Genomic DNA, 24,243 nt, shown 5'->3' on the forward strand with positions numbered 1-24,243 from the left:
GGACTCGCAGGCGCCGGAAGGGATATGGCACAGTTCACTCTGTGCGCCAAGCCGACTCCCACCCGTCACGTCGCGCGTTCCTCGGTGCCACCGGCACGGTGACCGCCGTCGGCCTCTCCACCGGGTGTCAATCACATTCCGCCCGGCCGGACCGGTCCGACGGCCCCGCGCCGACTTCGCCGGTGGCACCGACGGGTCGTCACCAGGCGGGCATCACGCTTCCGCAGCCGGCCCAGCGGAACCTGCTGGCCGTGGTGGCCGACCTGGCCGACCCCGGGTCGGCCCGTCCGTTGCTGGCCGAACTCGGCGAGGCCATCGGCACACTCACCACGGGGACCGACGCGCGGCTGATGGGCCTGCCGCCTGGCGATCTCACCGTGACGATCGGGGTGGGCCCCCGACTGGTGCGCGGGGTCGATCCCGCCCTGCCCGGCGCGAAGGACCTGCCACGGTTCTCCCGCGAGCAGATCGCCCCGCGGGCACGCGGCGGCGACCTGCTGATACAGATCTGCGCCGACGACGCCTTGCTGGTACCGGTCGTGGCCGCCGCGCTTCTGGAGCAGGCCGGTGACCGGATACGCGAACGCTGGCGGCAGTCCGGAGTCCGTGGTGCGAACGTGCCGGTGGCCAAGGGTCTTGCCGTGCCACGAAACCTCTTCGGCTTTATCGACGGCATAGTGGGCCCCCATACCAGGCCCGAACAAGAACGCCACCTGTGGTTGTCCGGACCGGCTCCCGTCGCCGGCGGCACCCTTGCCGTTCTGCGACGCATGGAACTCGACCTGCCGCGGTTCGCCGAACTGTCCGTCGCCGAACAGGAGGCGGTCTTCGGACGGCGCCGAGCCACTGGTGCGCCCCTCTCCGGCGGCCCCGTCGCCTCGGGCCCGGACCTCGGCGCCAAAACGCCGGACGGCCGCTACCTCGTCCCGGCGGACGCCCACGCCCGCAGAGCGCACGCCACCGCGGTCGGCGTCGGCCTCATGCTCCGTCGCTCCTACAGCATGGACGGACCCTCCCCCGGCCTGCTCTTCATCAGCTTTCAGAACGACATGCGGACCTTCACCAACACGCTCACCCGTATGGACAATTCCGACGCCCTGCTGCGGTACACGACCACGACCGCCAGCGCGTCCTTCCTGATACTGCCCGGATTCGACCGGCAACTCCCGCTTGGTTCCCGGCTCTTCCGCTGAACGGATCCCTGCGGCGCCGCGCGTCAGGAGGCGAGCGGGGGCCGGGGCGGCCCGGGCTGTCGGCCGGCCGCAGGGGCCGGCTCAGTGCAGGACCTTTTCCTTGGCCCGCTCGAACTCGGCGTCCGAGAGCACGCCCTTGGACCTGAGTTCGGACAGCGCGGTCAGTTCGTCCGCGCTCGACTTCGGCCCTCGTGCGGTGTCGCGGACGTAGCTTTCGAAGGCCTGCTGCTGCTCCTGTACGTGCTTGACCTCGCGTTCGCCCATTCCGCGGCCCCTGGCGATCACGTAGACGAGGACGCCCAGGAACGGCACGATCAGGACGAACAGCAGCCATCCGGCCTTGGCCCAGCCGCTGAGCTTCCGGTCCCGGAAAATGTCGATGATCACCCGGAACAGCACCACCAGCCACAGCACCCACAGGAAGAACCACAGGACGCTGAGGAAGACACCGAGCACCGGGTAGTCGTACGCGAGCTCTACATAACCGGCCATCATTTGCTCCCCTGGGTGTACGGGGACGGTTACCACTTTTCAGCATCAGCCCGCCGTACCGTCCTCGCCACTCGGCCCGCTGCCGCGGGCCCGGATCCGCTCAGCGGGGGGAATCGCCGGTTCCGCGGGCGGGCGTGTTGATCACCATGCGGGTCATGGTGGCGGCGCTGCCGAGGTAGCGGGCCGGGTCGCAGAGTTGGCCGATGCGGTCGGCGCCGAGCCGGTCCACCAGGTTCGCGTGGTCGAGGAGCTGGGTCTCCAGGCTGGTGCCGGTCTCGATGGCGGCGCGGCAGGCCTCGTAGACGACCTCGTGGGCCCGCTGCCTGCCCAGCACGGGCGCGATGTCCATCATGACGGCTTCGGCGACGATGAGTCCGCCGGTCAGGTGGGTGTTCCGGCGCATCCTGTCCACGTTCACCTCCAGGCCGGAGAGCATGAACTCCGCCTGGTGCAGCGAACCGGACAGGAGCAGGAAGGCCTCGGGCACCGCGGCCCACTCCAGGTGCCAGGGGCCGGTCGCGCGCTCGAAGTCCTGCATCATCGCGTCCAGGAGGGACGAGGACTTGTCGCGCAGCAGCCTGGCGGCGGCGAACATCAGCTCGCTGGAGATGGGGTTGCGCTTCTGCGGCATGGTCGAACTGGCGCCGCGGCCGGGGACGAAGGGCTCCGCGAGTTCGCCGAACTCGGAGGAGCACATCATCATCACGTCCCAGGCGATCTTGCCGAGCGAGCCGCCGATCGCCGCGAAGAGGGAGACCAGTTCCACGAGGCCGTCACGCGCGACGTGCCAGGTGATCGCGGGGTCCCGCAGGTCCAGTTCGGCGGCCAGGGCGGCACGTGTCCGCAGGCCCTCGGGGCCTTCGCCCAGGGAGGCCAGGGTCCCGGCGGCACCGCCGAACTGGACCATCAGGGCCCGCTCGCGGGCCTGCTCCAGCCGTTCGGCGTGCCGGTCCAGGGCGGACAGCCAGACGGCGCAGCGGTAGCCGAAGGTGACGGGGAGGGCGTGCTGGAGGTGGGTGCGGCCGGCGGTGACCGTGTCGACGTGCTCCTCCGCGAGTTGCCGGAGGGCCCGGCGTACCCGGTCGAGCTGATCACCCAGGAGCGCCACGCCCTGCTTGCACTGGAGCATCACCGCGGTGTCCATGATGTCCTGAGTGGTGGCGCCCCAGTGGAGGTAGCCACCGGCGTCGCCGCACTGGTCCGCGACCTGCTTGATGACGGGCAGCACCGGGTATCCGACGATTTCCGTCTCGGCCCGCAGCCGGTCCAGGTCCAGGCCGTCGAAGTCGGCTTTCGCGGTGATCCGCGCCGCGGCCTCGGCGGGGATGACGCCGACCGCCGCCTGTGCGCGGGCGAGCGCGGTCTCGGTGTCGATGACGCGCCGGACGTAGGCGGTGTCGCTGAAGATCTCACGCATTCCCGGGGTGCCGAACATGTCGCGGAACAGGAAGGAATCGAAGACGGTGCTGCTCATGCTCAGTCTCACTTCGCCGAGGGGGAGGTGGGGGAGGTGGGGGAGGTGGAGGTGGAGGTGGAGGCCGGGGAGGGCCGGGGTGAGCGGGCGGCTCCCGGGACGCCTTCAGCGGCTGCTGCCACGGGTGAGGTGATGTTCGGGCGGCCGGCCGGCTCGTCGTCCTCGGGCCGGGCCAGGAAGGCGTGGGGATCCTCCAGGGCGCGTTCGACCTTGTCGACGTCCATCTCCTTGCACCACTTGGCCAGGACGAACGTGGCGACGACATTGCCGAACGTGTTGCAGAAAGCGGTGGCCATGGACATGAAGCGGTAGACACCGAAGAGGACGGCCACGCCCTCGACGGGCAGGTAGCCGGTCGCCGCCACCGTGGAGGCGAATACCACGAACGTGCCGCCGGAGACGGTGGCCGCGCCCTTGGACGTCAGCAGCATGATCAGCAGGAGGCCGAGCTGCTCGGGGATGCCCATCGGGATCCCGTGGACGTTCGCCACGAACAGGGTGCAGATGGACATGTAGAGGGAGGTGCCGTCGAGGTTGAAGGCGTAGCCGGTGGGCACGACCAGGCCGACGGTCTGCTTGGACAGGCCGATGCGGGTGAGCTTCTTCAGCAGCCCGGGCAGGGCCGCTTCGGACGACGCCGTACCCAGGACGAGGGTCATCTCCACGCGGACGTACTGCAGGATGCGCAGGATGTTGAAGCCCGCCAGCAGACAGACCAGCCCCAGGACGCCGAAGACGAAGACGCCGATGACCAGCCAGTACTCGAGGACGAGTTCGGTCAGGGCCAGGAGCATGTCGCTGCCGTTGGTGCCCACCGAGTAGGCGACGGCGCCGAAGGTGCCGATGGGGGCGAGCTTCATGACGACGTTGACGAAGCCGAAGAACGTCTCCGAGACGACCTCCAGGCCCGCGTTGACCTTGTCCCGCATGTACGGCTTGAGCCCGAGCAGGCCGACGCCGAACAGGACGGCCAGGACCACGACCTGGAGCAACTGCCCGGAGGAGAAGGCCCCGACGAAGTTGTCCGGGACGATGTCCTTGAGGAAGGCGGTGAAGCCGTGCTCGCCGCCCTCGGCCTTCGGCGCCCGCGCCGACGAGGCGGCGTCCGGTGCGAGCTCGACGCCCTTGCCCACCCCGAACAGGTTGGCGGCCAGCAGGCCGAGGAGCAGGGCGAGCGTGGAGACGACCTCGAAGTAGATCAGCGCCAGGAACCCGACGCGGCTCGCCTTCTTGAGATCGCCCGCCGAGGCGATGCCCATGACGATCGTGAAGAAGACCAGCGGGGCGACCCCGGCCTTGACCAGCGCCAGGAACAGGTCCCCGACGATCTTCAGGTCGGCCGAGACGCCGGGGAGGACCAGGCCGACGACGATGCCGAGCGCCATGGCCACCACCACCTGCGCCCCGAGCCCCCGGTACCAGCGCTTGCGTGCGGCGGGCGGGGACGCGGCGTCCAGTAGCTGCTCCTGCGACCTCATGCGTAGCACATCCTTGTCTAGACATGACTTGTGTCTAGACAAGGAGAAGGTCACGGGTGCGCTTGTGTCAAGAGGTGTTCACGAAAGCGCGAAAGCGCGAAAGCGCGGATTACCTACGGCTGAGGATCGTCTCGTGGACGAAGTGGTCGCCCGCGTGCGTGCTGACGGCGACCTCGAAGAGGACTCCCCGTGCGTCGTAGTACCGGCGGACGAACTCCAGCCCAGGGCTGCCCGGTTCCACACCCAGGTGCGCCGCCGCCTCCGCCGGCACCCGCACGGCCCGCACCTGCTGGATGACCCGCTCCACGGCCCGGTTCGTACGTGCCTCGACCAGGTCCGAGATCAACCGGGTGTTCTCGCCCAGATCCGCGGCGACGGCCTTGGCGTCCTCGGGCCGCAGATAGACCTTCGCCCAGGAGACGGCTCCCTCCGGGCGCTCCGGATCCCGGCGGACGGACGTCACACACACCTGCCGGGAGCCCTCCGCCAGCCCGGTGACCGCGGCCAGCGCGGCGTCCACCGTCACCGGCTCCACGGTGAGCACGTCCCGTACCGCCGCCTCGCCGTACTGGGTCAACTCGTCGATACTGCTCAGCTTCGTCGTGAACTGGGTGAAGGGCGTCGTACGTTCCACACGCGTGCCGATGCCCTTGTGCCGTGAGATCAGCCCGGCCAGCTCCAGCCGGCGCAGCGCCCGCCGCAACGTCTCACGCGAGACACCGTAATCGGCAGCCAGTTCGGGCTCGGTGGGCAGCAACTCGCCTACGGCCCACCGCCCCCCGGCGATCCTCCCCGTGAGGTCGTCGGCGATCACCACGTACCGCGGCTCGCCCACGGGGAACTCCTTGCCTGCTCAATGACGCCAACAGTGAAATCAGTGAAATCGTAGAACAGGGCCGGCCGAACCCGGCCGGCCCTTACCGCCGGGCCGCCGGAGCGGAGGGTTCGTGAGCCGGACGCGGCCGGCGGGAGCAGGCAGGCAGGAGCCGGGGCTGGGCGTGGGCGGCGGTGTGCGTGAGTATGGGGATGTGGCTGATACTTCGGAGCTTGTCGAATCTCTTGGTCTCGCAGCGCATGTTGAGGGCGGGTGGTTCCGTGAAACGTGGAGAAGCCCGATCGAAGCGGTTCCCGAGGGGTACCCCGGTGCGAGGGCGTTCGCCACGGGGATCTACTACCTGCTGCACCCCGGTGAGGCATCGCGGTGGCATCGGGTGCGCTCGGACGAGCTGTGGTTGTGGCACCGCGGCGGACCGCTGCGGATGCGGATGGGCGGGGACGGCCCCGCACCGAGCGACGCGGACGCTGTCGAGGTGGTCATCGGGGGTGGGGTCGAGCATGGGGAACAGCCGCAGTTCCTGGTACCCGGCGGACACTGGCAGTCGGCCGAGCCGGCGGGAGACGAGCCCGTGCTGGTGACGTGTGTGGTCGCTCCGGGCTTCGCCTACGAAGATTACGAGGACCAGGACCAGGACCAGGACCAGGAGCAGGAGGAGGGGTAGGAGGAGGGGTGGGAGCAGGAGGGGAAACGCGGACGTCCCGCGCGGGGGAAGCCGTCCGGAACGGTGCGAGGCCGTTCGCGGCGTCACGGGTCTCACGGGTCTTGCGGGGTCCGGACCGCCACCACCTGGTACTCGTCCTCGTAGACGATCCTCGCTGAGCCGGTGAAGGGCCTGGGCGGGTGAGAGGAAAGGCGGGCCGCATGGGCTGGCGGTGTGGCGGGCTGCGGTGGGCGGGGGGAGCGCCCGTGCTGGTGTGGCGGCGGGCCGGGGCGGGCCGGGCCGAGCGGCGGGAGAGCGCGCTGTCGTACGGGCGGGCGCTCGGCTTCCGGGTCCTCGGCGCACGTCACTGTGTCGGTGCCCGTGGCCATTCCTGTCCCGTCGGCGCCACGGTCGCCGCACGCGGCACCGGCGGTCTGTGCCCCGAGTGCGCGCGGCTGGACCGGGCGCATTCCGTGGCCGCCGACACCGTCGCCGACGACCCGCGGACGTTCCGGGTCTACCTCGCCTGGTTCGGGCCCGGCCTGGTGAAGGTGGGGATCACCGCCGAGGAGCGCGGGGCCGCGCGGCTGCTGGAGCAGGGGGCGGTGGCCTTCAGCTGGCTCGGCCGTGGGCCGCTGATGTCCGCGCGGCGGGCGGAGGAACTGCTGCGTACGGCGCTCGGGGTGCCGGACCGTATCCCGTACGCGCGGAAGCGGGCCGTACGTGCCGAGCTGCCGGTACGTGCCGAACGCGCCGCCGAGACCGCCCGCGCGCACGCCCGCGCCGTCGCACTGGCGGACTGGCCGGCGGCGCTGGAACGGCTGGAGTGCGCGGTGGTCGACCACGCGGAGGTGTTCGGTCTGGCGGGCACACCCGCGCCGGCGCCCGTGACCGGTGTGGTGACCGAGCTGGTCGACGGCGGTGTCGTCGCCGGGCGGCTGGTCGCCGCCGCCGGGCCGGACCTGCACCTGGCCATGGACGAGGGCGGGACCGTCGTGCTGGACACCCGGCTCATGACCGGCTGGGAACTGGCCGCCGTACGGCCGGCCGACGTCCCGGCCCCGGCCCCACCGCCGCCCGGCGGGCCGGCCGCGGGCACGTCGGCCGCGGGACCCCCGGCCGTCGGCCCCTCCGCCACGGTCGTCACGGCCATGACGGTGCCCGTACGGGACGTCAGGCCGGGGGACGTTCAGGAAGGCCTCTTCTGAGCCGTCCGGTCCGAGTCGTCCGGCAGGTCGGGCCGCCCGGGCCGTTCGTCCCGTACGTGCGGGGCCCCGACGGTCGGGCGTGGCCGCACGGTCGGCTTCCACGGCTTTCTCAGGCGATTCACAGGAAGCGGAAAGGGCCCTCTCAGAGCCCCTCAGCAAGGTGAGCGGCATGACCATCACCTCGCCCCGCGGGCGTACCGAGATGCACAGGCCGGACGGGAGCCCCGTCCGCGTGCTCGTCGTCGACGACGAGACCTCGCTCACCGAGCTGCTGTCCATGGCCCTGCGGTACGAGGGCTGGGAGGTGAGCAGCGCAGGGGACGGCACGGGCGCGGTGCGGGGGGCCAGGGAGTTCCGGCCCGACGCGGTCGTGCTGGACATGATGCTGCCCGACATGGACGGCCTGGCCGTGCTGGGGCTGCTCCGCCGCGAACTGCCGCACGTGCCCGTACTCTTCCTGACGGCGAAGGACGCCGTGGAGGACCGGATCGCCGGTCTGACGGCGGGCGGGGACGACTACGTCACCAAGCCGTTCAGCCTGGAGGAGGTCGTGGCCCGGCTGCGCGGACTGATCCGGCGCTCGGGAGCGGCGGCCGTACGCAGCGAGTCGCTGCTGGCCGTCGGGGACCTGACGCTGGACGAGGACAGCCATGACGTCACCCGCGCGGGCCAGTACATCCACCTGACCGCGACCGAGTTCGAACTGTTGCGCTATCTGATGCGCAACCCGCGCCGTGTGCTGAGCAAGGCCCAGATACTGGACCGGGTGTGGTCGTACGACTTCGGCGGCCAGGCCAACGTCGTCGAGCTCTACATCTCCTACCTGCGCCGGAAGATCGACGCGGGCCGGGCCCCGATGATCCACACCCGGCGTGGTGCCGGTTACCTGATCAAGCCCGCCGACCCGGCGGCGGACGCGCCTCGGTGACGCGGATGTCGCCCCGTGGGCCCGGTGGCGTACGGCGGCGCTGGTCGCTGCGGACCCGCCTCGTCGTGTCGGCCGTCGCGCTGATCGCGGTGGTGGGCACGGTGATCGGGGCCGTCACGGCCATCGCCTTCCGCTCCTACCTCTACGACCAGCTCGACGCGCAGGTGACGGACATCGGGAAGCGCGCGGCAGGCCCCCCGCCGGACAGACTGGCGGGTCTGCCGGACGCCATGCGCGACGGCCTGATTCCCAAGGATCCGCTGAAGATCGTGACGGGCGGGGGCACGCCCGTGGGCACGGTCGGCGCCGAGGTCGCGGAGGACGGCGAAGTCGTCCGGGGCCTGGTCGGCGACCGGTCCGATACCGGCGACTTCGCGCCGGACCTCACCGAGAAACGGCTCACCGACGCACAGGCCGCCGCCCTCGGCAGCGTCACCCGCGACAAGCGGCCCCATACGGTCACGCTGCCCGGCCTCGGCGACTACCGGGCCCAGTACGTCACCGGCGGCAACGGCACCCTCCTCGTCGGCCTCCCGCTCACCGAGGTGCAGAACAACCTCAGCACGCTGGTGATCGTGGAAGTCTGCGTCACCGTGGCCGGACTGGTCGCCGCCGGGATCGCGGGCGGGGCGCTCGTGGGCGTGGCACTGCGACCGCTGCGGCGCGTCGCGACGACCGCCACCCGCGTCTCCGAACTGCCCTTGCACAGCGGCGAGGTGGCCCCGCTGGAGCGTGTCCCGGACGCCGAGGCCGACCCCCGGACCGAGGTCGGGCAGGTCGGTGCCGCCCTCAACCGGATGCTCGGACACGTCGGCTCCGCACTCGCCGCCCGGCAGGAGAGCGAGACACGCGTACGGCAGTTCCTCGCCGACGCCGGCCACGAACTCCGTACGCCCCTGGCGTCCATCCGCGGGTACGCCGAACTGACCCGCCGCGGCCGCGAGGAGACCGGGCCCGACACCCGGCGCGCGCTCGGCCGCATCGAGGCCGAGGCGGAGCGCATGACGGGCCTGGTCGAGGACCTGTTGCTGCTGGCACGGCTGGACGCCGGGCGCCCGCTCGCGTACGGGACCACCGACCTCTCCCCGCTGGTCGTGGACGCGGTGAGCGACGCGCACGCCGCGGGACAGACCCACCACTGGCGCCTCGAACTCCCGGAACCCGGCCGGCCGGCCGCCCTGGTGCACGGAGACGCCTCACGGCTGCACCAGGTGCTCGTCAACCTCCTCGCCAACGCCCGTACGCACACCCCACCCGGTACGACGGTCGTCGCCCGGGTCCACACCCGCGGGACCGACGACCGGCCCGCCCCGCATGCCCGGCCCGCCCCGCATGCCCGGCCGGCCCCGCATGCCCGGCCGGCGTCGTATACCGGGTCGGCGTCGGATGCCCGGTCGGCGCCGTACGTCCGGCCCTGCGTCGTCCTCGAGGTGCAGGACGACGGTCCCGGTATTCCTCCCGCGCTCCTTCCTCATGTCTTCGAGCGCTTCGCCCGCGGCGACGCGTCCCGCTCCCGCGCCGCCGGTTCCACCGGACTCGGGCTGGCCATCGTCCAGGCCGTCGTGACCGCGCACGGAGGGACCGTCGACGTCCGTAGCGTGCCCGGTCGTACCGTCTTCTCCGTACGCCTCCCGCTCGTGCCCGCGGTGGTACGTCCGCCACGGTCCGTTCCGCCCGCGGAAGCTGATCAGGACTCACAGACGGGGCACAGGCTCACCACACGGCCGTGACAGCGCGCCTGGCGAACGTCGAGGCATGCGAACCGACACCCCATGGGGCACTCTCCCGGCCCGGGAGCATCTCCCGGTCGAGGTGACCGACGCCCCCGTCCTCGACGTGACCATTCCCGTCTACAACGAGGAGCAGGACCTCGAACCCTGTGTGCGGCGCCTGCACGATCACCTCGCCCACACGTTCCCCTACAGCTTTCGCATCACCATCGCGGACAACGCCAGCACCGACCGGACCCCCGAGGTCGCGGCCCGGCTCGACGCGTCGATCGCCGAGGTCCGGTCGTACCGCCTGGAGCAGAAGGGCCGGGGCCGGGCGCTCCGAACCGTCTGGTCGCGTTCCGACGCACCGGTCCTCGCCTATATGGACGTGGACCTGTCCACCGACCTCAACGCCCTGCTGCCGCTGGTCGCCCCCCTGATCTCCGGGCACTCCGATCTGGCCATCGGCTCCCGGCTGGCCCGCTCGTCGCGGGTCGTGCGCGGTCCCAAGCGCGAGTTCATCTCGCGGGCGTACAACCTGATCCTCAAGTCCTCCCTCTCCGCTCGCTTCAGCGATGCCCAGTGCGGTTTCAAGGCGATACGGCGCGATGTCGCCCAGCGCCTGCTGCCGATGGTCGAGGACACCGGCTGGTTCTTCGACACAGAGATGCTCGTGCTCGCCGAGCGCGCCGGACTGCGGATCCACGAAGTGCCTGTCGACTGGGTCGATGACCCCAACAGCACGGTGCACATCATCAAGACGGCGACCGAGGATCTCAAGGGCGTCTGGCGGGTGGGTCGGGCACTGGCAGTGGGCGCGCTGCCTCTGGACCGGCTCGCGAGGCCCTTCGGTGATGACCCAAGGGACCGCCGGATCAATGGGGTGCCGGGCGGTCTCGCCAGGCAACTGGTCGGCTTCTGCGTCGTGGGTGCCTTGTCCACGCTCTTCTATCTTCTGCTCTACTCCGTCTTCCGTGCAATGGCGGGTCCACAACTCGCCAACGCGTTTGCGCTGCTGCTCTCCGCGGTAGCCAATACCGCCGCCAACCGGCGGCTGACCTTCGGGGTGCGGGGCCGGGACCGGGCCGTGCGCCACCAGGCCCAGGGGCTGGTCGTCTTCGCGATCGGCCTGACGCTGACCAGCGGGTCGCTGGCGGCGCTGGACGCCGCCTCCGGAACCCCCTCGCACTCCGCCGAACTGGCGGTCCTGATCGCGGCCAACCTCGCCGCGACCGTGCTGCGCTTCCTGCTGCTGCGCGCCTGGGTGTTCCCGGAGCGCCGCACGGACGACCCGATCGCCGCGGCCGCCTCGGCTGCGCCGGCCGCTCCGGTGGAGCCCGGAACGGCCGGCCCCGACACCGCGGTCCTCCCCACCCACCCGCACTCGACCCACCCGAGGAACGCTCGATGACGACGACCCTTCAGCCCGACGGCCCACCGCCGACCGGCGCCGCCTCCGGCGCGGACGCGGACGCCGGAACGGACGCCGCTTCCGGCTCCGCCGCGGGCGCAGGCCGCGCCGCCCGCGCCGCCCGCTTCTGGCGGGGCCGGCCCGAGGACGCGCCCTGGGTGCGTCCGGTCCTCCTCGGCCTCCTCCTCGCCACCGCGCTGCTCCAGCTCTGGAACCTGAGCGCGTCCGGCTACGCCAACTCCTTCTACTCCGCGGCCGTCCAGGCCGGCAGCGAGAGCTGGAAGGCGTTCTTCTTCGGCTCCTCCGACGCCGCGAACTCCATCACCGTCGACAAGCCCCCCGCCGCCCTCTGGCCGATGGCCCTGTCCGTCCGGCTCTTCGGGCTCGGCTCCTGGCAGATCCTCGTCCCCGAGGTCCTGATGGGCGTCGGCACGGTCGCCGTGCTCTACGCGGCCGTACGCCGCCGCTTCAGCGCCTCCGCGGGCCTGATCGCGGCCGTGGTGCTGGCGCTGACCCCGGTCGCCGCGCTGATGTTCCGGTTCAACAACCCGGACGCGCTGCTCGCGCTGCTGATGACCACCACCGTCTACTGCGTACTGCGCGCGCTGGAGGACGGGCGCACCAAGTGGCTGGTGTGGGCCGGGGCCGCGGTGGGCCTCGCGTTCCTGACGAAGACGCTCCAGGCGTTCCTGATCCTGCCGCCGCTCGCGCTCGTGTACGCGGTCTGCGCCCCCGCCCCTCTGCGGCGCCGGCTCGGCGGGCTCGCCCTGGCGGCGGGCGCTGCCGTCGTCTCCGGTGGCTGGTGGGTCGCGATCGTGGAGCTGTGGCCCGCGTCCTCCCGCCCGTACATCGGCGGCTCGCAGAACAACTCCTTCCTGGAGCTGACCTTCGGCTACAACGGCCTCGGCCGTATCAACGGCGAGGAGACCGGCAGCGTCGGCGGAGGCGGTGGCCCCGGCGGCGGCCCCGGCGGTGGCGCCTGGGGCGAGACCGGTATCGGCCGGATGTTCGGCGACAACGTCGGCGGCCAGATCTCCTGGCTGCTGCCCGCCGCGCTGCTGCTGCTCGTCGCCGGGCTCGTGGTGACCCGCAGGAGCCCCCGTACGGACACGGCCCGCTCGGCGTTCCTCGTGTGGGGCGGCGCGCTGCTGATGACCACGGGCGTCTTCAGCTTCATGGCCGGCATCTTCCACGAGTACTACACCGTCGCCCTCGCCCCGTACATCGCCGCCGTCATCGGCATGGGCGTCACGGTCCTGTGGGAGGAACGATCCTCCCTCCCGGCCTCGGCGACGCTCGGAGTGGTGACGGCCGGGACGGCCGTGTGGGGGTACGTGCTGCTCGGCCGCACCCCGGACTACCTGCCGTGGCTGCGCTGGGCGGTGCTGATCGGCGGTCTGGTGGCCGCGGCCGGGATCCTCTGCGCCGGACGGCTGGGCCGACGGCTCGTGCTGCAGGCGGCGGGACTCGGGCTGGCGGCGTCGCTGGCCGGGCCGTTCGCGTACACGCTGTCCACGGTCAACAGCGCCCACACGGGTTCGATCGTCACCGCGGGCCCGGCCGGCCTGCGAGGGCCCGGCGGCGGTCCCGGCGGGTTCGGTGGCCCCGACGGTCCGGGCGGGGGGCGCGGCGACGGCCGTGGCGGCATGACGCAGCCGCCCGGCGTACAGGGCACCGGCCAAGGCCAGGCACAGGGGCAGGCACAGGGGCAGGCACAAGGTCAGGCACAGGGCCAGGGCAGCGGCCAGGGCGACGGCCAGGGCACGGGGCAGCCCCCGAGCGGTGGCCGGATGGGCACCGGTACGGGCCAGCCGCCTCAGCGGAACGGCCAGGGCGGACAGAACAGCCAGAACGGCGGCCTGCCCGGTCGGTTCCCCGGCATGCCCACGGGCGCGATGCCCGAAGGCGGCATGCCCGGCGGAGGCATGCCGGGCGGAGCCGGTGGCATCGGGGGCCTCCTCAACGGCCCGAACGTCAGTTCCGAGGTCGAGGCCGCCCTCGAGAAGAACGCCTCAGACTACACCTGGGCCGCCGCCGCCATCGGTTCCCAGAACGCCGCCGGCTACCAACTCGCCACGGAGAAGCCCGTCATGGCCATCGGCGGCTTCAACGGCAGCGACCCGTCCCCGACCCTCGCGCAGTTCAAGAAGTACGTCGCCGAAGGAAAGATCCACTACTTCCTCTCGGGCGGTGGCTTCGGCGGTGGTCCGGGCGGCGGCGACGGCACCAGTTCCCGGATCAGCGGCTGGGTCGAGGCCACCTACAAGAAGGTCACCGTGGACGGCACCACCCTCTACGACCTCACCGAGAAGAAATAGCCATACACCGTAAGAGAAACCCTTGTACGGTGTATGGGAAACGTCCCGTACACCGTACAAGGAGTTGTGCTCATGACGGCGACCTCCGCGGGACACCCCGCGGCCACCCGTACCCGCCACCCCCAGCGGTGGCTGATCCTCGCGGTCATCTGTCTCGCGCAGCTCACCGTGCTGCTCGACAACACCGTCCTCAGCGTCGCGATCCCCTCCCTCACCCGGGAGCTGAACGCCTCCACCGCCGACATCCAGTGGATGATCAACGCGTACTCGCTCGTGCAGTCGGGCCTGCTGCTCACCGCGGGCAATGCCGCCGACCGGTACGGGCGGAAGAAACTGCTGGTCGCCGGCCTCGCCCTGTTCGGCATCGGCTCCCTCGTCGCCGCCTTCTCGCAGTCCGGTGGACAGCTCGTCGCCGCCCGCGCCGGTATGGGCGTCGGCGGCGCGCTGCTGATGACCACGACCCTGGCCGTGGTCGTCCAGATCTTCGACGACACCGAGCGCGTCAAGGCGATCGGCATCTGGTCGACCGTCAGCTCCCTCGGCTTCGCCGCCGGCCCCCTGATCGGCGGGGTCATGCTCGACCACTTCTGGTGGGGCGCCATCTTCCTGATCAACCTGCCGGTCGCGGTGATCGGCCTGGTCGCGGTCGTCGCCCTCGTACCGGAGTCGAGGACCGGGCAGGGGAACCGGCCGGACCTGCTCGGCGCGCTGCTCTCCACGATCGGCATGACGGCCGTCGTGTACGCGATCATCGCCGGGCCCGAACAGGGCTGGTCGTCGGGCCGGGTGCTGCTCTCCGCCGCCGTGGGACTGGCCGTCCTCGGCGCCTTCGCGGCCTGGGAGCTGCGCGTCCCGTACCCGATGCTGGACCTGCACTTCTTCCGTGACCAGCGGTTCGTCGGCGCGGTCGCGGGCGTCGTGCTCGTCGCCTTCGGCATGGCCGGTTCCCTCTTCCTGCTGACGCAGCACCTCCAGTTCGTGCTCGGGTACGGGCCGTTGGACGCGGGCCTGCGTACGGCTCCGCTGGCGGTCACCGTCATCCTCCTCAACCTGAGCGGGGTGGCGGCACGGCTGGTCTCGAGGACCGGCACGCCCGGGACGATCGCCCTCGGCATGACCCTGATCGCCGCGGGACTCGCGGTGATCGCCGTACTCGGGGCGCACGGGTACGGCGGCATGCTGCTCGGCCTGGTCGTGATGGGCGCCGGGGTGGCGCTGTCGATGCCCGCGATGGCCAACGCGATCATGAGCGCGATCCCGCCGGAGAAGGCGGGCGTCGGCGCGGGGATCAACGGCACGCTGGCCGAGTTCGGCAACGGGCTCGGGGTGGCCGTCCTGGGCGCCGTGCTCGGTTCGCGCTTCGCCGCGCTGGTGCCGGCCGCCGTGGGCGCCGCGTCGCTGCCCGCGGCGCTGGCGGCGGCGGACGGGGAGGCGGAACGGCTGCGGATCGCCGACGCGTTCGCCGACAGCCTGGAGACGAGCCAACTGGCCGGGGCCGTGGCCGTACTGGCGGGCGGCCTGCTCGCGGCGCTGCTGCTGCGCAGGGCGGAGCGGGCGGAACGAACGTAGCGGACAAGACGAGCGGGGCAGGCGTAGCAGGCGGAGCGGCCGGATCCGCTCCGTGCGTGAGGCATAGCATCGGAAGCGGTCCGGCTCGCGTCGCCCGCCGCCCCGCGTTCGTGGTCCGTCGCCCGGCGTCCGGCGCCGGCTGTCCGCCGCGTGGGGGAGCGTTCGTAACGCAGGGGCTACGGTGTGCGGCCGGCCGCGAGGAACCGAGGAGGCTCACCATGGTGTCGCAAGCCGACAGCGCCAATGCCGACAGCGCCAATGCCGGCAGCTCCGAAGCCGACGGCGCGAGGCGTCCGGTCCGTACGAGCGTCTGGCTGGAGGGCAAGCCGGCGGCACGCGGCCGCAGAGGCGCCGCCGACGAGGGCCGGGCGTCCGTGCAGCCGCAGGCGCACACGACGACCGGGCTCGACCGGGAGCGCATCACCGCCACGACGGTACGGATGCTGGACGCGGACGGCCCGGAGAAGTTCTCCATGCGCCGGCTGGCCGCCGAACTGAGCGTCACCGCGATGTCCCTCTACTGGTACGTGGACACCAAGGACGACCTGCTGGAACTCGCCCTGGACGAGGTCTTCGGCGAGGTCCGGGCACCCGACCTGACGGACGACGAGGCCGACTGGCGCGACCAGCTGCGCGAACTGGCCACCAACTACCGGGCGGTGCTGGTCCGCCACCCGTGGGTCTCCCCGCTCATCGGTAAATACCTGAACATCGGACCGCACTCGATGGCCTTCTCCGCCGCCGTCCAGGCGGTCATGAACAGGACGGGGCTCGCGCCGGGCAACCGGATGAGCGGGCTCGCGGCGGTCTTCCAGTTCGTGTACGGCTTCGGCACGATCGAGGGCCACTTCGTGCAGCGCTGCGCCGACGCGGGCCTGAGCCAGGACGAGTACTTCCGGCTGGCCATGGGAACCGTCCGTGAGCAGCCGGAGTACCACGGGACCTTCGAGAACGCCGACAAGCTGATGGCGGCGCGCGGCGGGGACACGGTGGAGGAGATGCGTGACCGCGACTTCACCTTCGCGCTGGAGCTCATCATCACGGGCATCGAGACCATGCGCGACCGGGACTCCTCCCGCGACTGACGGCCGGCGTGCCCACGCCTCGCGCCGCGCGACCTCTCGCGACCTCTTACGGGTCCGGGCCGCCGGACCTCAGTCCTGGGGCGCCAGGTGGGCCGGGAAGCCGCCGGTGGCGAGGGGGCCCCACCGGGTGGGCGTGACGCGGATGATCGACTTGCCCTGACGCACCATCGCCTGCCGGTACTCGTCCCAGTCCGGGTGCTCGCCGGCGATGTTGCGGTAGTACTCGACCAGCGGTTCGACCGACTCGGGAGAGTCGATCACCTCGGCCGTGCCGTCGATCTGCACCCACGGCCCGTTCCAGTCGTCGGACAGGACGATCACGCTCACCCGCTCGTCCCGCTTCGCGTTCCGGGTCTTGGCGCGCTCGGGGTACGTGGAGATGACGATCCGGCCCGAGTCGTCGACCCCGCAGGAGAGCGGGGAGCCCTGGGGGCGGCCGTCGGAGCGGGTGGTCAGCAGGATCGCCCGGTGCCGGGGACGTACGAACTCCAGCAGCCCGTCGAGGTCGACAACCGTGTTCGTCGCGATGTTCGGTGCCATGGCCGCAGCCTAACGCCAGGGCCTGACATCGCGGCCCAGGCCCACGGCCTGGCCCCACGGCCTGGCCCCACGGCCTGGCCCCACGGCCTGGCCTCACGCCCCACGGCCTGGCCCCACGCCCCACGGCCGGAACCAGAGCCGGAGCTCAGACCTCCGGCAGGCTCTCGCCCCGCACCGCCTGGATGTCCAGCTCCACCCGCAGCGTCGTCCCGATCGCCGCGATCCCCGCCCGGACGACCTGGTTGTAGTTGATGGCGAAGTCCTCGCGGTGCAGCTCCGCCGTCGCGTGGAAGGCGGCGCGCACGCCGCCCCACGGGTCGGGGCCCGTGCCGAGGTAGTTCAGGTCCAGGTCCACGTCGCGGACGACGCCGTGCAGCGACAGCCGCCCGTGCACCGTCCAGCGGTCCGGGCCCGCCGGGGTCAGTCCCGTACCGCTGTACGTGATCTCCGGATACCGCTCGACGTCCAGGAAGTCCGGCGACCGCAGGTGCTTGTCGCGCAGTCCGTTGCCGGTGTCGATGGACGCCGCGCTGATGACCGCCTCGACCGACGCCCGCTCGTGGCCGCTGCCCGTGTCGAGGATGTCGATACGGCCACCGAACTCGGTGAACCGCCCGCGCACGCTGGAAATGCCCAGGTGCTGTGCCACCGCGCCCACCGACGAGTGCGCGGGGTCGATGCTCCACGCGCCCGCCGCCGGCAGTTCGGCGCCGCCCTGCCGGGTCAGCACCACGGTGCCCAGGTCCGCGCGACCGGTCCTGGTGACCAGCGCGGTGGAGGCGGCGGGGGCGTAGCCGACGGCCGTGACGACCACGGTGTACGGGCCCGGCGCGAGCGCCGAGCCGTCGCGCACCGCGCCCTCCTCGTCGGCCGTGGCGCGCAGCACCTGGGCGCCGCTCATATCGGTCATGGTCACGATCGCGTGCTGGATCGCCCAGCCGTCGCGTGTCCGTACGTGTCCCTGAAGTCCCATCCCGGTCATCTCCCTGCTCTCCCCAGATCGCATTGATAGCACCGATCCGCCGAAGCATCGATGCTCCTGTCACATTCACCACGCTGATCACGCTCGGCCCACCGGCCACATCCACCGCTAACGGGCCATAGGGCACGGCCGGACCGGCCGTCAACGGCGAGCCCCAACCGCGAGCCCCGTCAATCAGCGAGCCCGCCAAACGGCGAGCCCCGGCCGGCGGGGCGGCAGGCTGTCCCCTGCCCGCCGTCCCCGCCACCGGGGCTCTTCCGTACTGGGCCGGCACGCCGTCTCCGCTACAGAACGCCGTTGCCGCCCAGCGGCCTTATCCGTGACGGTCGCCGCGGCCGCGAGCACCGCGGGCCGCGGCACCGCGCCCCGGACGCCGCCTACTCGCCCGGGTGGGCGAGCTCGATGTCGTGGCCGTCGACCCCGCTGCCCGTGACCGACACCGAGCCCGCCACCGGCGGGTACCCGGTCGCGATGACCGTGTACTCGCCCGCGTCCAGGTCGGCGAAGCCGTACGCCCCGTCGTCCCCGGTCGTCGCGGTGGCGACCACGTTCCCGGCCGCGTCGATCAGCGTGACCCGCGCGTCTGCGGCGGGCCGGCGCCCGGCGCCCGCCCTGATGGTGCCGTGGATCTGCGCACCGGAGCGGAGGGCCGCCTCGACGCGCGTGACGCCCTGGCCGCCGATGTCCACCGGCAGGGCCAGCGGACGGTAGCCCGCGGCGTTGACCGCGACGGTCACCGAACCGGGTATCAGCTCGCCGAACGCGAACTCGCCCTGTGCCGAAGCGGTCCCGGTGGCCAGCACATCGCCGCGCACATCGGTGACGATCACCATCGCGCCCTCGATCGGCTGCCCGCTGTCGGCGGACCGGACCGTACCGGCGAGTCCGCTCGTACCGGCGAGCAGGATGTCGAACGAGAGCGGCTCGTCCCCGACGACCACCGTGGACGCCTGCGGCTGGAAGCCGTCGGCCGAGGCGATCAGGACGTAACTGCCGGCGCCCGGCGCGTCCAGGACGTAACCGCCGTCGTGCTGCGCGACCGCGCGGGCCAGCTGGCGGCCGGCCAGGGAGATCAGGGTGACGGCCGCGCGCGGCACGGCCTCGCCCTCGGAGCCGCGCACCAGGCCGTGCACGGCGGAGGTGCCCGGCGCCGGCGGCGTCGACCGGGTCATCTGCTGCGGGGCCTGTTGCGTCGTCTGTTGCGTTGTGGCGTCGTTCACACGCAGGTGTTCCGGCGCGAGGGTCGCCTCGGCGCCGATTCCGGCGGCCCCGGCTGTCGCGGCGACAGCGGCCGGTACGGACGCCACCGCCTCCGCGCCGCCGGACCCCGCCGGGGACTCCTGTGCCGTGGACGTCTGCGCCAGGGCAACCTGTGCCGACGACTCCCGCGCCAGGGCAACCTGTGCGGGGGCCGCCTGTGCCGGCGCCGCGGCCTCGGACTCGCCGCCCGCCCGCGTCTTGAGCGCGACCTCCTTGATGAACAGCGTCAGCAGGAAGGCCAGGAAAGCCGCCGGGGCCGAGAAGAGGAAGACGTCGGCGACACCGTGTCCGTACGCCACCTCCATGACGTGGCGCATCGGGGCCGGCAACGCGTCCAGGTCGGGGATGCCCCCGCCGCCGGTGCCACCGTGGCCCAGGGCCGCGCCCTGCGGACCGAGCTCGGCCAGGCCGTCCTTCACGTAGTGGGTGACCCGGTTGCCGAGCACCGCGCCCAGCGCCGAGACGCCGACCGCGCCGCCCAGGGAGCGGAAGAAGGTGACGACGGAGCTGGCCGCGCCGAGGTCCTGCGGGGAGACCTGGTTCTGCGTGCACAGGACCAGGTTCTGCATCATCATGCCGATGCCGAGGCCCATCAGCGCCATGTAAACGGCCAGGTGCCAGTACGGGGTGTCGTAGCGGATAGTGCCGAGCAGGCCGAGGCCCGCCGTCACCAGCACACCACCGCTGACGAGCCAGGCCTTCCAGCGGCCCGTCTTGGTGATGATCTGGCCGGAGACGGTGGACGAGACGAACAGGCCACCGATCATCGGGATCGTCATCACGCCGGACATCGTCGGCGACTTGTCGCGCGCCAGCTGGAAGTACTGGCTGAAGAAGACGGTGCCCGCGAACATCGCGACACCGACGAAGAGCGAGGCCAGCGAGGCCAGCGTGATCGTACGGTTGCGGAACAGCCGCAGCGGGATGATCGGCTCGCTCGCCTTGGTCTCGACGAAGACGAAGATCGCGCCCAGCAGGATCGACCCGCCGACCATGGCGTAGGTCTGCCACGAGACCCAGTCGTACTTGTCACCGGCGAAGGTGACCCAGAGCAGCAGCAGCGAGACCGCCGCGCTGATGAAGAAGGCGCCCGTCCAGTCGACCTTCACGTCGCGCTTGACGACCGGCAGCTTGAGGGTCTTCTGGAGCACGACCAGCGCGATGACGGCGAACGGCACGCCGACGTAGAAGCACCAGCGCCAGCCCAGCCACGACGTGTCGGTGATGACACCGCCGAGCAGCGGGCCGCCGACGGTGGCGACGGCGAAGGTCGCGCCGAGGTAGCCGCTGTACCGCCCGCGCTCGCGCGGGGAGATCATCGCGGCCATCACGATCTGGGCGAGGGCGGAGAGCCCGCCGACGCCGATGCCCTGGAACACGCGGCAGGCGATCAGCATCCCGGCGCTCTGCGAGAGGCCGGCCACCACGGAGCCCGCGACATAGATGACCAGGGATATCTGGACCAGGAGCTTCTTGCTGAAGAGGTCGGAGAGCTTGCCCCACAGCGGAGTGGTCGCCGTCATCGCCAGCAGCGACGCCGTCACCACCCAGGTGTAGGCGCTCTGGCCGCCGCCGAGGTCGGAAATGATCTCCGGGAGGGCGTTGGAGACGATCGTCGAGGAGAGGATCGCGACGAACATGCCCAGGAGCAGTCCGGAGAGCGCTTCCATGATCTGTCGGTGTGTCATCGGCGCGCCGGGCGCGGCAGGGGCGTGGCCGCCGCCTCCGTGCTTGGCGTGGCCGCCCCGCACACCGGCTGGTGTGGTCGTAGCCATGTAGTTCCTTGTCTTACGTCGATTTATCGCGTTGGTGTACGGGTGTACGAGACGTCTGCGTGCCCGCGGCCCCCGTGCGGCGGCCGCGGACCCTGCGGTTCCTGCTCTTCATTGCCGCGACTGGTTCTCGTAGTGCCGGTCGCGGCAGTCGCCGAAGTCGGTGCGGAGCCGGCCCAGCAGGCTGTTGAGCTGTCCGACCTCCTCGTCCGTCCAGTCCGCGAGCCTGGTGGCGAACATGTCGGTCGTCCGCCGGGCCAGCTCGCCGAGCAGGTCCCGCCCCGCCGGGGTGATCCGGAGGATGCGCGAGCGCTTGTCGGAGGGGTCGGGCAGCCGCTCGATCCAGCCGCGGTCCGCCGTGTGCGCGACATGTCTGCTGGTCACCGACATGTCCACGGCGAGCAGCTCGGCGAGCCGGCTCATCCGCATCTCGCCGTGCTGTTCCACCAGGCTCAGCACGGCGGCCGAGCCCCCCGGGCACTCGGCGGGCAGGATGCGGGCCAGCCCTCGCTTGACGACACCGACGGCGCTGAGCTGCCGGGAGAGTTCCGCGTACTGGCTCTGTGCGGCCATGGCCCCTCCGGTCCAGAGAATCTTGTTGCTTAGGGCAACCACAAAACCATAGAAGCTGTTGGTTGCCACAGGCAAACTAAATCGGGCTCTCCGGAGTAAAGGAACCCAAAAGCCTTCGCATGGGTGGGGTCAATACCCGGCGCGGGGCGTGCGCGGCGTATTGCGCGGGGTCCGGGCGAGGCCGTATGAGGCTCTGCGCGCACGGGGGGTGCCGTGAGGAGTGAGCCGTGAGCGCCGGACCGCCATGGGCCGACGTTGGGCGAGGGCGCCGCATTCGCTAGGGTCCTGGCGTATGGCACACAACTCCCATGCCCCACAGGGCCCCGAGGGTACTCCGGACCCCGCGGGCAGCACTCAGATGTTCCGTGCGTTCGTCGACGACGGCGAGCCGCAGCGCGCCCAGCCCGCGCAGCAGAGCGGCGGCCCCAAGGTCGGCTTGATCGTCGGTGTGGTCGCGGTCATCGCGATCCTGGCCGTGGTGGGCTGGCTGGCCCTCGGCTGACCGGCGCCGGACCCCGCCCCCGGGTCGTCGGGCCCTGGCCGCCGGGCCCCGTACGCCGGAACCCGCTCGCCACGCGGAACGGGTCGTCACGCGGGACTTGCCTACGCGAAACCCCGCCCGAGCTGCCGCCCACGTGAGGGCGGCGGGCGGGGTCCGTGGTCCGCTCAGTCCGAGATCAGCCCTTCCCGCAGCTGCGCGAGCGTGCGGGTCAGCAGCCGGGAGACATGCATCTGCGAGATGCCGACCTCCTCGCCGATCTGCGACTGCGTCATGTTCGCGAAGAAGCGCAGCATGATGATCTGCCGTTCACGGGGCGGCAGTTTGGCGAGGAGCGGCTTCAACGACTCGCGGTACTCGACGCCCTCCAGCGCCATGTCCTCGTACCCCAGCCGGTCCGCGAGCGAGCCCTCACCGCCGTCGTCCTCGGGCGAGGGCGAGTCCAGCGAGGAGGCCGTGTACGCGTTGCCGACCGCGAGGCCGTCGACCACGTCCTCCTCCGACACGCCGAGCACGGCGGCGAGTTCGGGAACGGTAGGCGAACGGTCCAGCTTCTGCGCCAGGTCGTCACTGGCCTTGGTGAGCGCGAGGCGCAGCTCCTGGAGCCGGCGCGGCACCCGCACCGACCACGAGGTGTCGCGGAAGAACCGCTTGATCTCACCCACGACCGTCGGCATCGCGAACGTCGGGAACTCGACGCCCCGTTCGCAGTCGAACCGGTCGATCGCCTTGATCAGACCGATCGTGCCGACCTGGACGATGTCCTCCATCGGCTCGTTGCGGCTGCGGAAGCGGGCGGCTGCGTAGCGCACCAGCGGCAGGTTCAGCTCGATGAGCGTGTCGCGTACGTACGTGCGCTCCGGGCTGTCCTGGTCGAGCACGGCGAGCCGCAGGAACAGGGAGCGGGACAGCGTGCGCGTGTCGATGGCTTCCGGCTGGGGCTCGCGTGGCTGCACAACATGGGCGAGAGAGTCGAGAGCGTCGAGAGCATGGGGCTCTGGAGAGCTCTTCGCGAGCGTGAGCACCTTCGAGCTGCCCTGTTCTTCGGACATGCCACCCCCTTGAGGTCGCGGACGGTCGCGTCGGCCGCTCCCGTCGGAGGAACGCAGCCTCCACCTGAATACCGGCTGTGGGCCTGCGGCAAACACGGTTCCAGCAGAATGTCACATGTCGGCAACACGCTGTAGTGACTTGTCGACAAGTAAGAGCGGGAAGCGCCCGATTATGGGGTGTTATCTGCCTTTTGGTGGAGGGGAGGAAAGGAGGGTGGATATACCCGAGAGGGTTATGCCTCGATTCGGTTTGCGGATCGCAATCGCGCAAAGCTTCGGGCGAGCAGTCGTGACACGTGCATCTGGGAGACGCCCAGCTCCTGGCTGATTTGCGACTGCGTCAGATTGTTGTAGTAACGGAGCATCAGGATCCGCTGCTCCCTCTCCGGCAGCTGTACGAGCAGATGGCGGACCAGGTCGCGGTGCTCGACCCCGGCCAGCGCCGGGTCCTCGTAGCCCAGCCGGTCCAGCAGGCCGGGCAGACCGTCGCCCTCCTGGGCGGCCTCCAGGGAGGTCGCGTGGTACGACCGCCCCGCCTCGATGCAGGCCAGCACCTCCTCCTCGGAGATCTTCAGCCGCTCGGCGATCTCCGCCGTCGTCGGGGAGCGGCCGTGCGCGGTGGTCAGGTCCTCCGTCGCGCCCGTGACCTGGACCCACAGTTCGTGCAGCCGGCGCGGTACGTGGACGGTCCGTACGTTGTCCCGGAAGTACCGCTTGATCTCGCCGACGACGGTCGGCATCGCGAAGGTGGGGAACTGCACCCCCCGGTCCGGGTCGAACCGGTCGATGGCGTTGATCAGGCCGATCGTGCCGACCTGGATGACGTCCTCCATCGGCTCGTTGCGGCTGCGGAAGCGGGCGGCGGCGTAGCGCACCAGCGGCAGGTTCGCCTCGATGAGCGCCCCGCGTACCCGGGTGTGCTCGTCGCTGCCCGGTTCGAGGTGCTTGAGCCGGCCGAAGAGTACCTGGGTCAGGGCCCTGGTGTCGGCGCCCCGGGCCTGTCCGGTGGGGGCCGTGGCGGCAGGAGCCGTGGCGGCGGGGGCGGGGGGGTCCGCGGGAGGGTCTGGGGGGGCGGTCGCGGGTGAGCTCCCCGAGGGGCTCGTAGAGGGGTCGGGCGCCGAGGAGGGGGCGGTCTCGGTCCGGGGCGACAGGTGGGGCGTAGTACTGGCCGGCACGGTCACGCCACCCCTTTGTGGTCGACTAGGTCAACTCGTCCGTC

The 24,243-nt window shown here is 71.4% G+C and carries 20 protein-coding genes; 10 read left to right on the forward strand and 10 right to left on the reverse strand.

Features of this window, described 5'->3' with window-relative positions:
- Positions 1 to 41 precede the first annotated feature (41 nt).
- The gene (locus tag ACU6P3_RS17260; RefSeq protein ID WP_447193097.1) at positions 42 to 1,193 is read left to right on the forward strand and encodes a Dyp-type peroxidase; all 1,152 of its coding nucleotides are present in this window, start codon (positions 42 to 44) and stop codon (positions 1,191 to 1,193) included.
- Positions 1,194 to 1,274: 81 nt separating this feature from the next.
- Here the strand turns inward: ACU6P3_RS17260 and ACU6P3_RS17265 are convergent, their stop codons facing one another.
- The 4 genes from ACU6P3_RS17265 to ACU6P3_RS17280 all read right to left on the reverse strand — a co-directional run bounded on the left by ACU6P3_RS17265 (position 1,275) and on the right by ACU6P3_RS17280 (position 5,472).
- Positions 1,275 to 1,685 carry an SHOCT domain-containing protein gene (locus ACU6P3_RS17265; protein ID WP_447193098.1) on the reverse strand — a complete coding sequence of 137 codons (411 nt, stop codon included), beginning with the start codon at positions 1,683 to 1,685 and terminating at the stop codon, positions 1,275 to 1,277.
- 100 nt (positions 1,686 to 1,785) lie between these two features.
- Positions 1,786 to 3,159 carry a class-II fumarase/aspartase family protein gene (locus ACU6P3_RS17270; RefSeq protein WP_447193099.1) on the reverse strand — a complete coding sequence of 458 codons (1,374 nt, stop codon included), beginning with the start codon at positions 3,157 to 3,159 and terminating at the stop codon, positions 1,786 to 1,788.
- An 8-nt stretch (positions 3,160 to 3,167) separates the two neighbouring features.
- Positions 3,168 to 4,637, reverse strand: a complete 1,470-nt coding sequence (locus tag ACU6P3_RS17275) for a cation:dicarboxylate symporter family transporter (RefSeq protein WP_447193100.1) — start codon at positions 4,635 to 4,637, stop codon at positions 3,168 to 3,170.
- A 109-nt stretch (positions 4,638 to 4,746) separates the two neighbouring features.
- A complete protein-coding gene (locus ACU6P3_RS17280; protein ID WP_447193101.1) occupies positions 4,747 to 5,472 on the reverse strand; it encodes a GntR family transcriptional regulator in 726 nt (241 codons plus the stop codon).
- Positions 5,473 to 5,665: 193 nt separating this feature from the next.
- On the opposite strand from ACU6P3_RS17280, the gene ACU6P3_RS17285 reads away from it, so the two are divergent.
- The 8 genes from ACU6P3_RS17285 (at position 5,666) to ACU6P3_RS17320 (ending at position 16,346) form a co-directional block, all read left to right on the forward strand.
- On the forward strand, positions 5,666 to 6,136 hold the full coding sequence (locus ACU6P3_RS17285) for a cupin domain-containing protein (RefSeq protein WP_447193102.1): 471 nt from the start codon (positions 5,666 to 5,668) through the stop codon (positions 6,134 to 6,136).
- A 200-nt stretch (positions 6,137 to 6,336) separates the two neighbouring features.
- A complete protein-coding gene (locus ACU6P3_RS17290) occupies positions 6,337 to 7,323 on the forward strand; it encodes a DUF2797 domain-containing protein (protein WP_447193103.1) in 987 nt (328 codons plus the stop codon).
- Positions 7,324 to 7,492: 169 nt separating this feature from the next.
- Positions 7,493 to 8,251: a response regulator transcription factor gene (locus ACU6P3_RS17295; RefSeq protein WP_447193104.1), complete on the forward strand. Its 759-nt coding sequence runs from the start codon at positions 7,493 to 7,495 to the stop codon at positions 8,249 to 8,251.
- Positions 8,252 to 8,256: 5 nt separating this feature from the next.
- Positions 8,257 to 9,981: a sensor histidine kinase gene (locus ACU6P3_RS17300; protein WP_447193105.1), complete on the forward strand. Its 1,725-nt coding sequence runs from the start codon at positions 8,257 to 8,259 to the stop codon at positions 9,979 to 9,981.
- 25 nt (positions 9,982 to 10,006) lie between these two features.
- Positions 10,007 to 11,374 (forward strand): bifunctional glycosyltransferase family 2/GtrA family protein, encoded by a 1,368-nt coding sequence (locus ACU6P3_RS17305; RefSeq protein ID WP_447193106.1) that lies wholly within the window; start codon positions 10,007 to 10,009, stop codon positions 11,372 to 11,374.
- Positions 11,371 to 13,692 carry a glycosyltransferase family 39 protein gene (locus tag ACU6P3_RS17310; RefSeq protein ID WP_447193107.1) on the forward strand — a complete coding sequence of 774 codons (2,322 nt, stop codon included), beginning with the start codon at positions 11,371 to 11,373 and terminating at the stop codon, positions 13,690 to 13,692. The genes ACU6P3_RS17305 and ACU6P3_RS17310 overlap by 4 nt, the downstream gene beginning before the upstream one ends.
- Positions 13,693 to 13,764: 72 nt before the next feature.
- Positions 13,765 to 15,261, forward strand: coding sequence for an MFS transporter (locus tag ACU6P3_RS17315; RefSeq protein WP_447193108.1), 1,497 nt, complete (start codon positions 13,765 to 13,767; stop codon positions 15,259 to 15,261).
- A gap of 218 nt (positions 15,262 to 15,479) precedes the next feature.
- Complete coding sequence (locus ACU6P3_RS17320; RefSeq protein WP_447193109.1) at positions 15,480 to 16,346, forward strand: TetR/AcrR family transcriptional regulator; 867 nt, start codon at positions 15,480 to 15,482, stop codon at positions 16,344 to 16,346.
- A gap of 69 nt (positions 16,347 to 16,415) precedes the next feature.
- Here the strand turns inward: ACU6P3_RS17320 and ACU6P3_RS17325 are convergent, their stop codons facing one another.
- The 4 genes from ACU6P3_RS17325 to ACU6P3_RS17340 form a co-directional block, all read right to left on the reverse strand.
- The gene (locus ACU6P3_RS17325; RefSeq protein WP_344281606.1) at positions 16,416 to 16,886 is read right to left on the reverse strand and encodes a PPOX class F420-dependent oxidoreductase; all 471 of its coding nucleotides are present in this window, start codon (positions 16,884 to 16,886) and stop codon (positions 16,416 to 16,418) included.
- A gap of 145 nt (positions 16,887 to 17,031) precedes the next feature.
- Positions 17,032 to 17,859: a YceI family protein gene (locus ACU6P3_RS17330; RefSeq protein WP_447193110.1), complete on the reverse strand. Its 828-nt coding sequence runs from the start codon at positions 17,857 to 17,859 to the stop codon at positions 17,032 to 17,034.
- 386 nt (positions 17,860 to 18,245) lie between these two features.
- Positions 18,246 to 20,816, reverse strand: a complete 2,571-nt coding sequence (locus tag ACU6P3_RS17335; protein WP_514414748.1) for an MFS transporter — start codon at positions 20,814 to 20,816, stop codon at positions 18,246 to 18,248.
- A 195-nt stretch (positions 20,817 to 21,011) separates the two neighbouring features.
- On the reverse strand, positions 21,012 to 21,473 hold the full coding sequence (locus ACU6P3_RS17340; protein WP_447193112.1) for a MarR family winged helix-turn-helix transcriptional regulator: 462 nt from the start codon (positions 21,471 to 21,473) through the stop codon (positions 21,012 to 21,014).
- A 292-nt stretch (positions 21,474 to 21,765) separates the two neighbouring features.
- On the opposite strand from ACU6P3_RS17340, the gene ACU6P3_RS17345 reads away from it, so the two are divergent.
- Positions 21,766 to 21,975, forward strand: coding sequence for a hypothetical protein (locus tag ACU6P3_RS17345; RefSeq protein WP_030744089.1), 210 nt, complete (start codon positions 21,766 to 21,768; stop codon positions 21,973 to 21,975).
- 164 nt (positions 21,976 to 22,139) lie between these two features.
- Here ACU6P3_RS17345 and ACU6P3_RS17350 read toward each other — a convergent pair whose 3' ends face one another.
- Positions 22,140 to 23,024: an RNA polymerase sigma factor SigF gene (locus ACU6P3_RS17350; protein ID WP_030744087.1), complete on the reverse strand. Its 885-nt coding sequence runs from the start codon at positions 23,022 to 23,024 to the stop codon at positions 22,140 to 22,142.
- Between the two features lie 233 nt (positions 23,025 to 23,257).
- Positions 23,258 to 24,199, reverse strand: coding sequence for an RNA polymerase sigma factor SigF (locus ACU6P3_RS17355; protein WP_447193113.1), 942 nt, complete (start codon positions 24,197 to 24,199; stop codon positions 23,258 to 23,260).
- Between the last annotated feature and the right edge of the window lie 44 nt (positions 24,200 to 24,243).

The sequence above is a fragment of the Streptomyces hebeiensis genome (genome assembly GCF_052983195.1).

Bases quoted from the DNA above. Each gene is read 5' to 3' on its own strand.
- ACU6P3_RS17265 (WP_447193098.1), bottom strand. From the start codon at position 1,685: ATGGCCGGTTATGTAGAGCTCGCGTACGACTACCCGGTGCTCGGTGTC.
- ACU6P3_RS17270 (WP_447193099.1), bottom strand. From the start codon at position 3,159: ATGAGCAGCACCGTCTTCGATTCCTTCCTGTTCCGCGACATGTTCGGC.
- ACU6P3_RS17275 (WP_447193100.1), bottom strand. From the start codon at position 4,637: ATGAGGTCGCAGGAGCAGCTACTGGACGCCGCGTCCCCGCCCGCCGCA.
- ACU6P3_RS17290 (WP_447193103.1), top strand. From the start codon at position 6,337: ATGGGCTGGCGGTGTGGCGGGCTGCGGTGGGCGGGGGGAGCGCCCGTG.
- ACU6P3_RS17295 (WP_447193104.1), top strand. From the start codon at position 7,493: ATGACCATCACCTCGCCCCGCGGGCGTACCGAGATGCACAGGCCGGAC.
- ACU6P3_RS17300 (WP_447193105.1), top strand. From the start codon at position 8,257: ATGTCGCCCCGTGGGCCCGGTGGCGTACGGCGGCGCTGGTCGCTGCGG.
- ACU6P3_RS17305 (WP_447193106.1), top strand. From the start codon at position 10,007: ATGCGAACCGACACCCCATGGGGCACTCTCCCGGCCCGGGAGCATCTC.
- ACU6P3_RS17310 (WP_447193107.1), top strand. From the start codon at position 11,371: ATGACGACGACCCTTCAGCCCGACGGCCCACCGCCGACCGGCGCCGCC.
- ACU6P3_RS17315 (WP_447193108.1), top strand. From the start codon at position 13,765: ATGACGGCGACCTCCGCGGGACACCCCGCGGCCACCCGTACCCGCCAC.
- ACU6P3_RS17320 (WP_447193109.1), top strand. From the start codon at position 15,480: ATGGTGTCGCAAGCCGACAGCGCCAATGCCGACAGCGCCAATGCCGGC.
- ACU6P3_RS17325 (WP_344281606.1), bottom strand. From the start codon at position 16,886: ATGGCACCGAACATCGCGACGAACACGGTTGTCGACCTCGACGGGCTG.
- ACU6P3_RS17330 (WP_447193110.1), bottom strand. From the start codon at position 17,859: ATGGGACTTCAGGGACACGTACGGACACGCGACGGCTGGGCGATCCAG.
- ACU6P3_RS17335 (WP_514414748.1), bottom strand. From the start codon at position 20,816: ATGACACACCGACAGATCATGGAAGCGCTCTCCGGACTGCTCCTGGGC.
- ACU6P3_RS17340 (WP_447193112.1), bottom strand. From the start codon at position 21,473: ATGGCCGCACAGAGCCAGTACGCGGAACTCTCCCGGCAGCTCAGCGCC.
- ACU6P3_RS17345 (WP_030744089.1), top strand. From the start codon at position 21,766: ATGGCACACAACTCCCATGCCCCACAGGGCCCCGAGGGTACTCCGGAC.
- ACU6P3_RS17350 (WP_030744087.1), bottom strand. From the start codon at position 23,024: ATGTCCGAAGAACAGGGCAGCTCGAAGGTGCTCACGCTCGCGAAGAGC.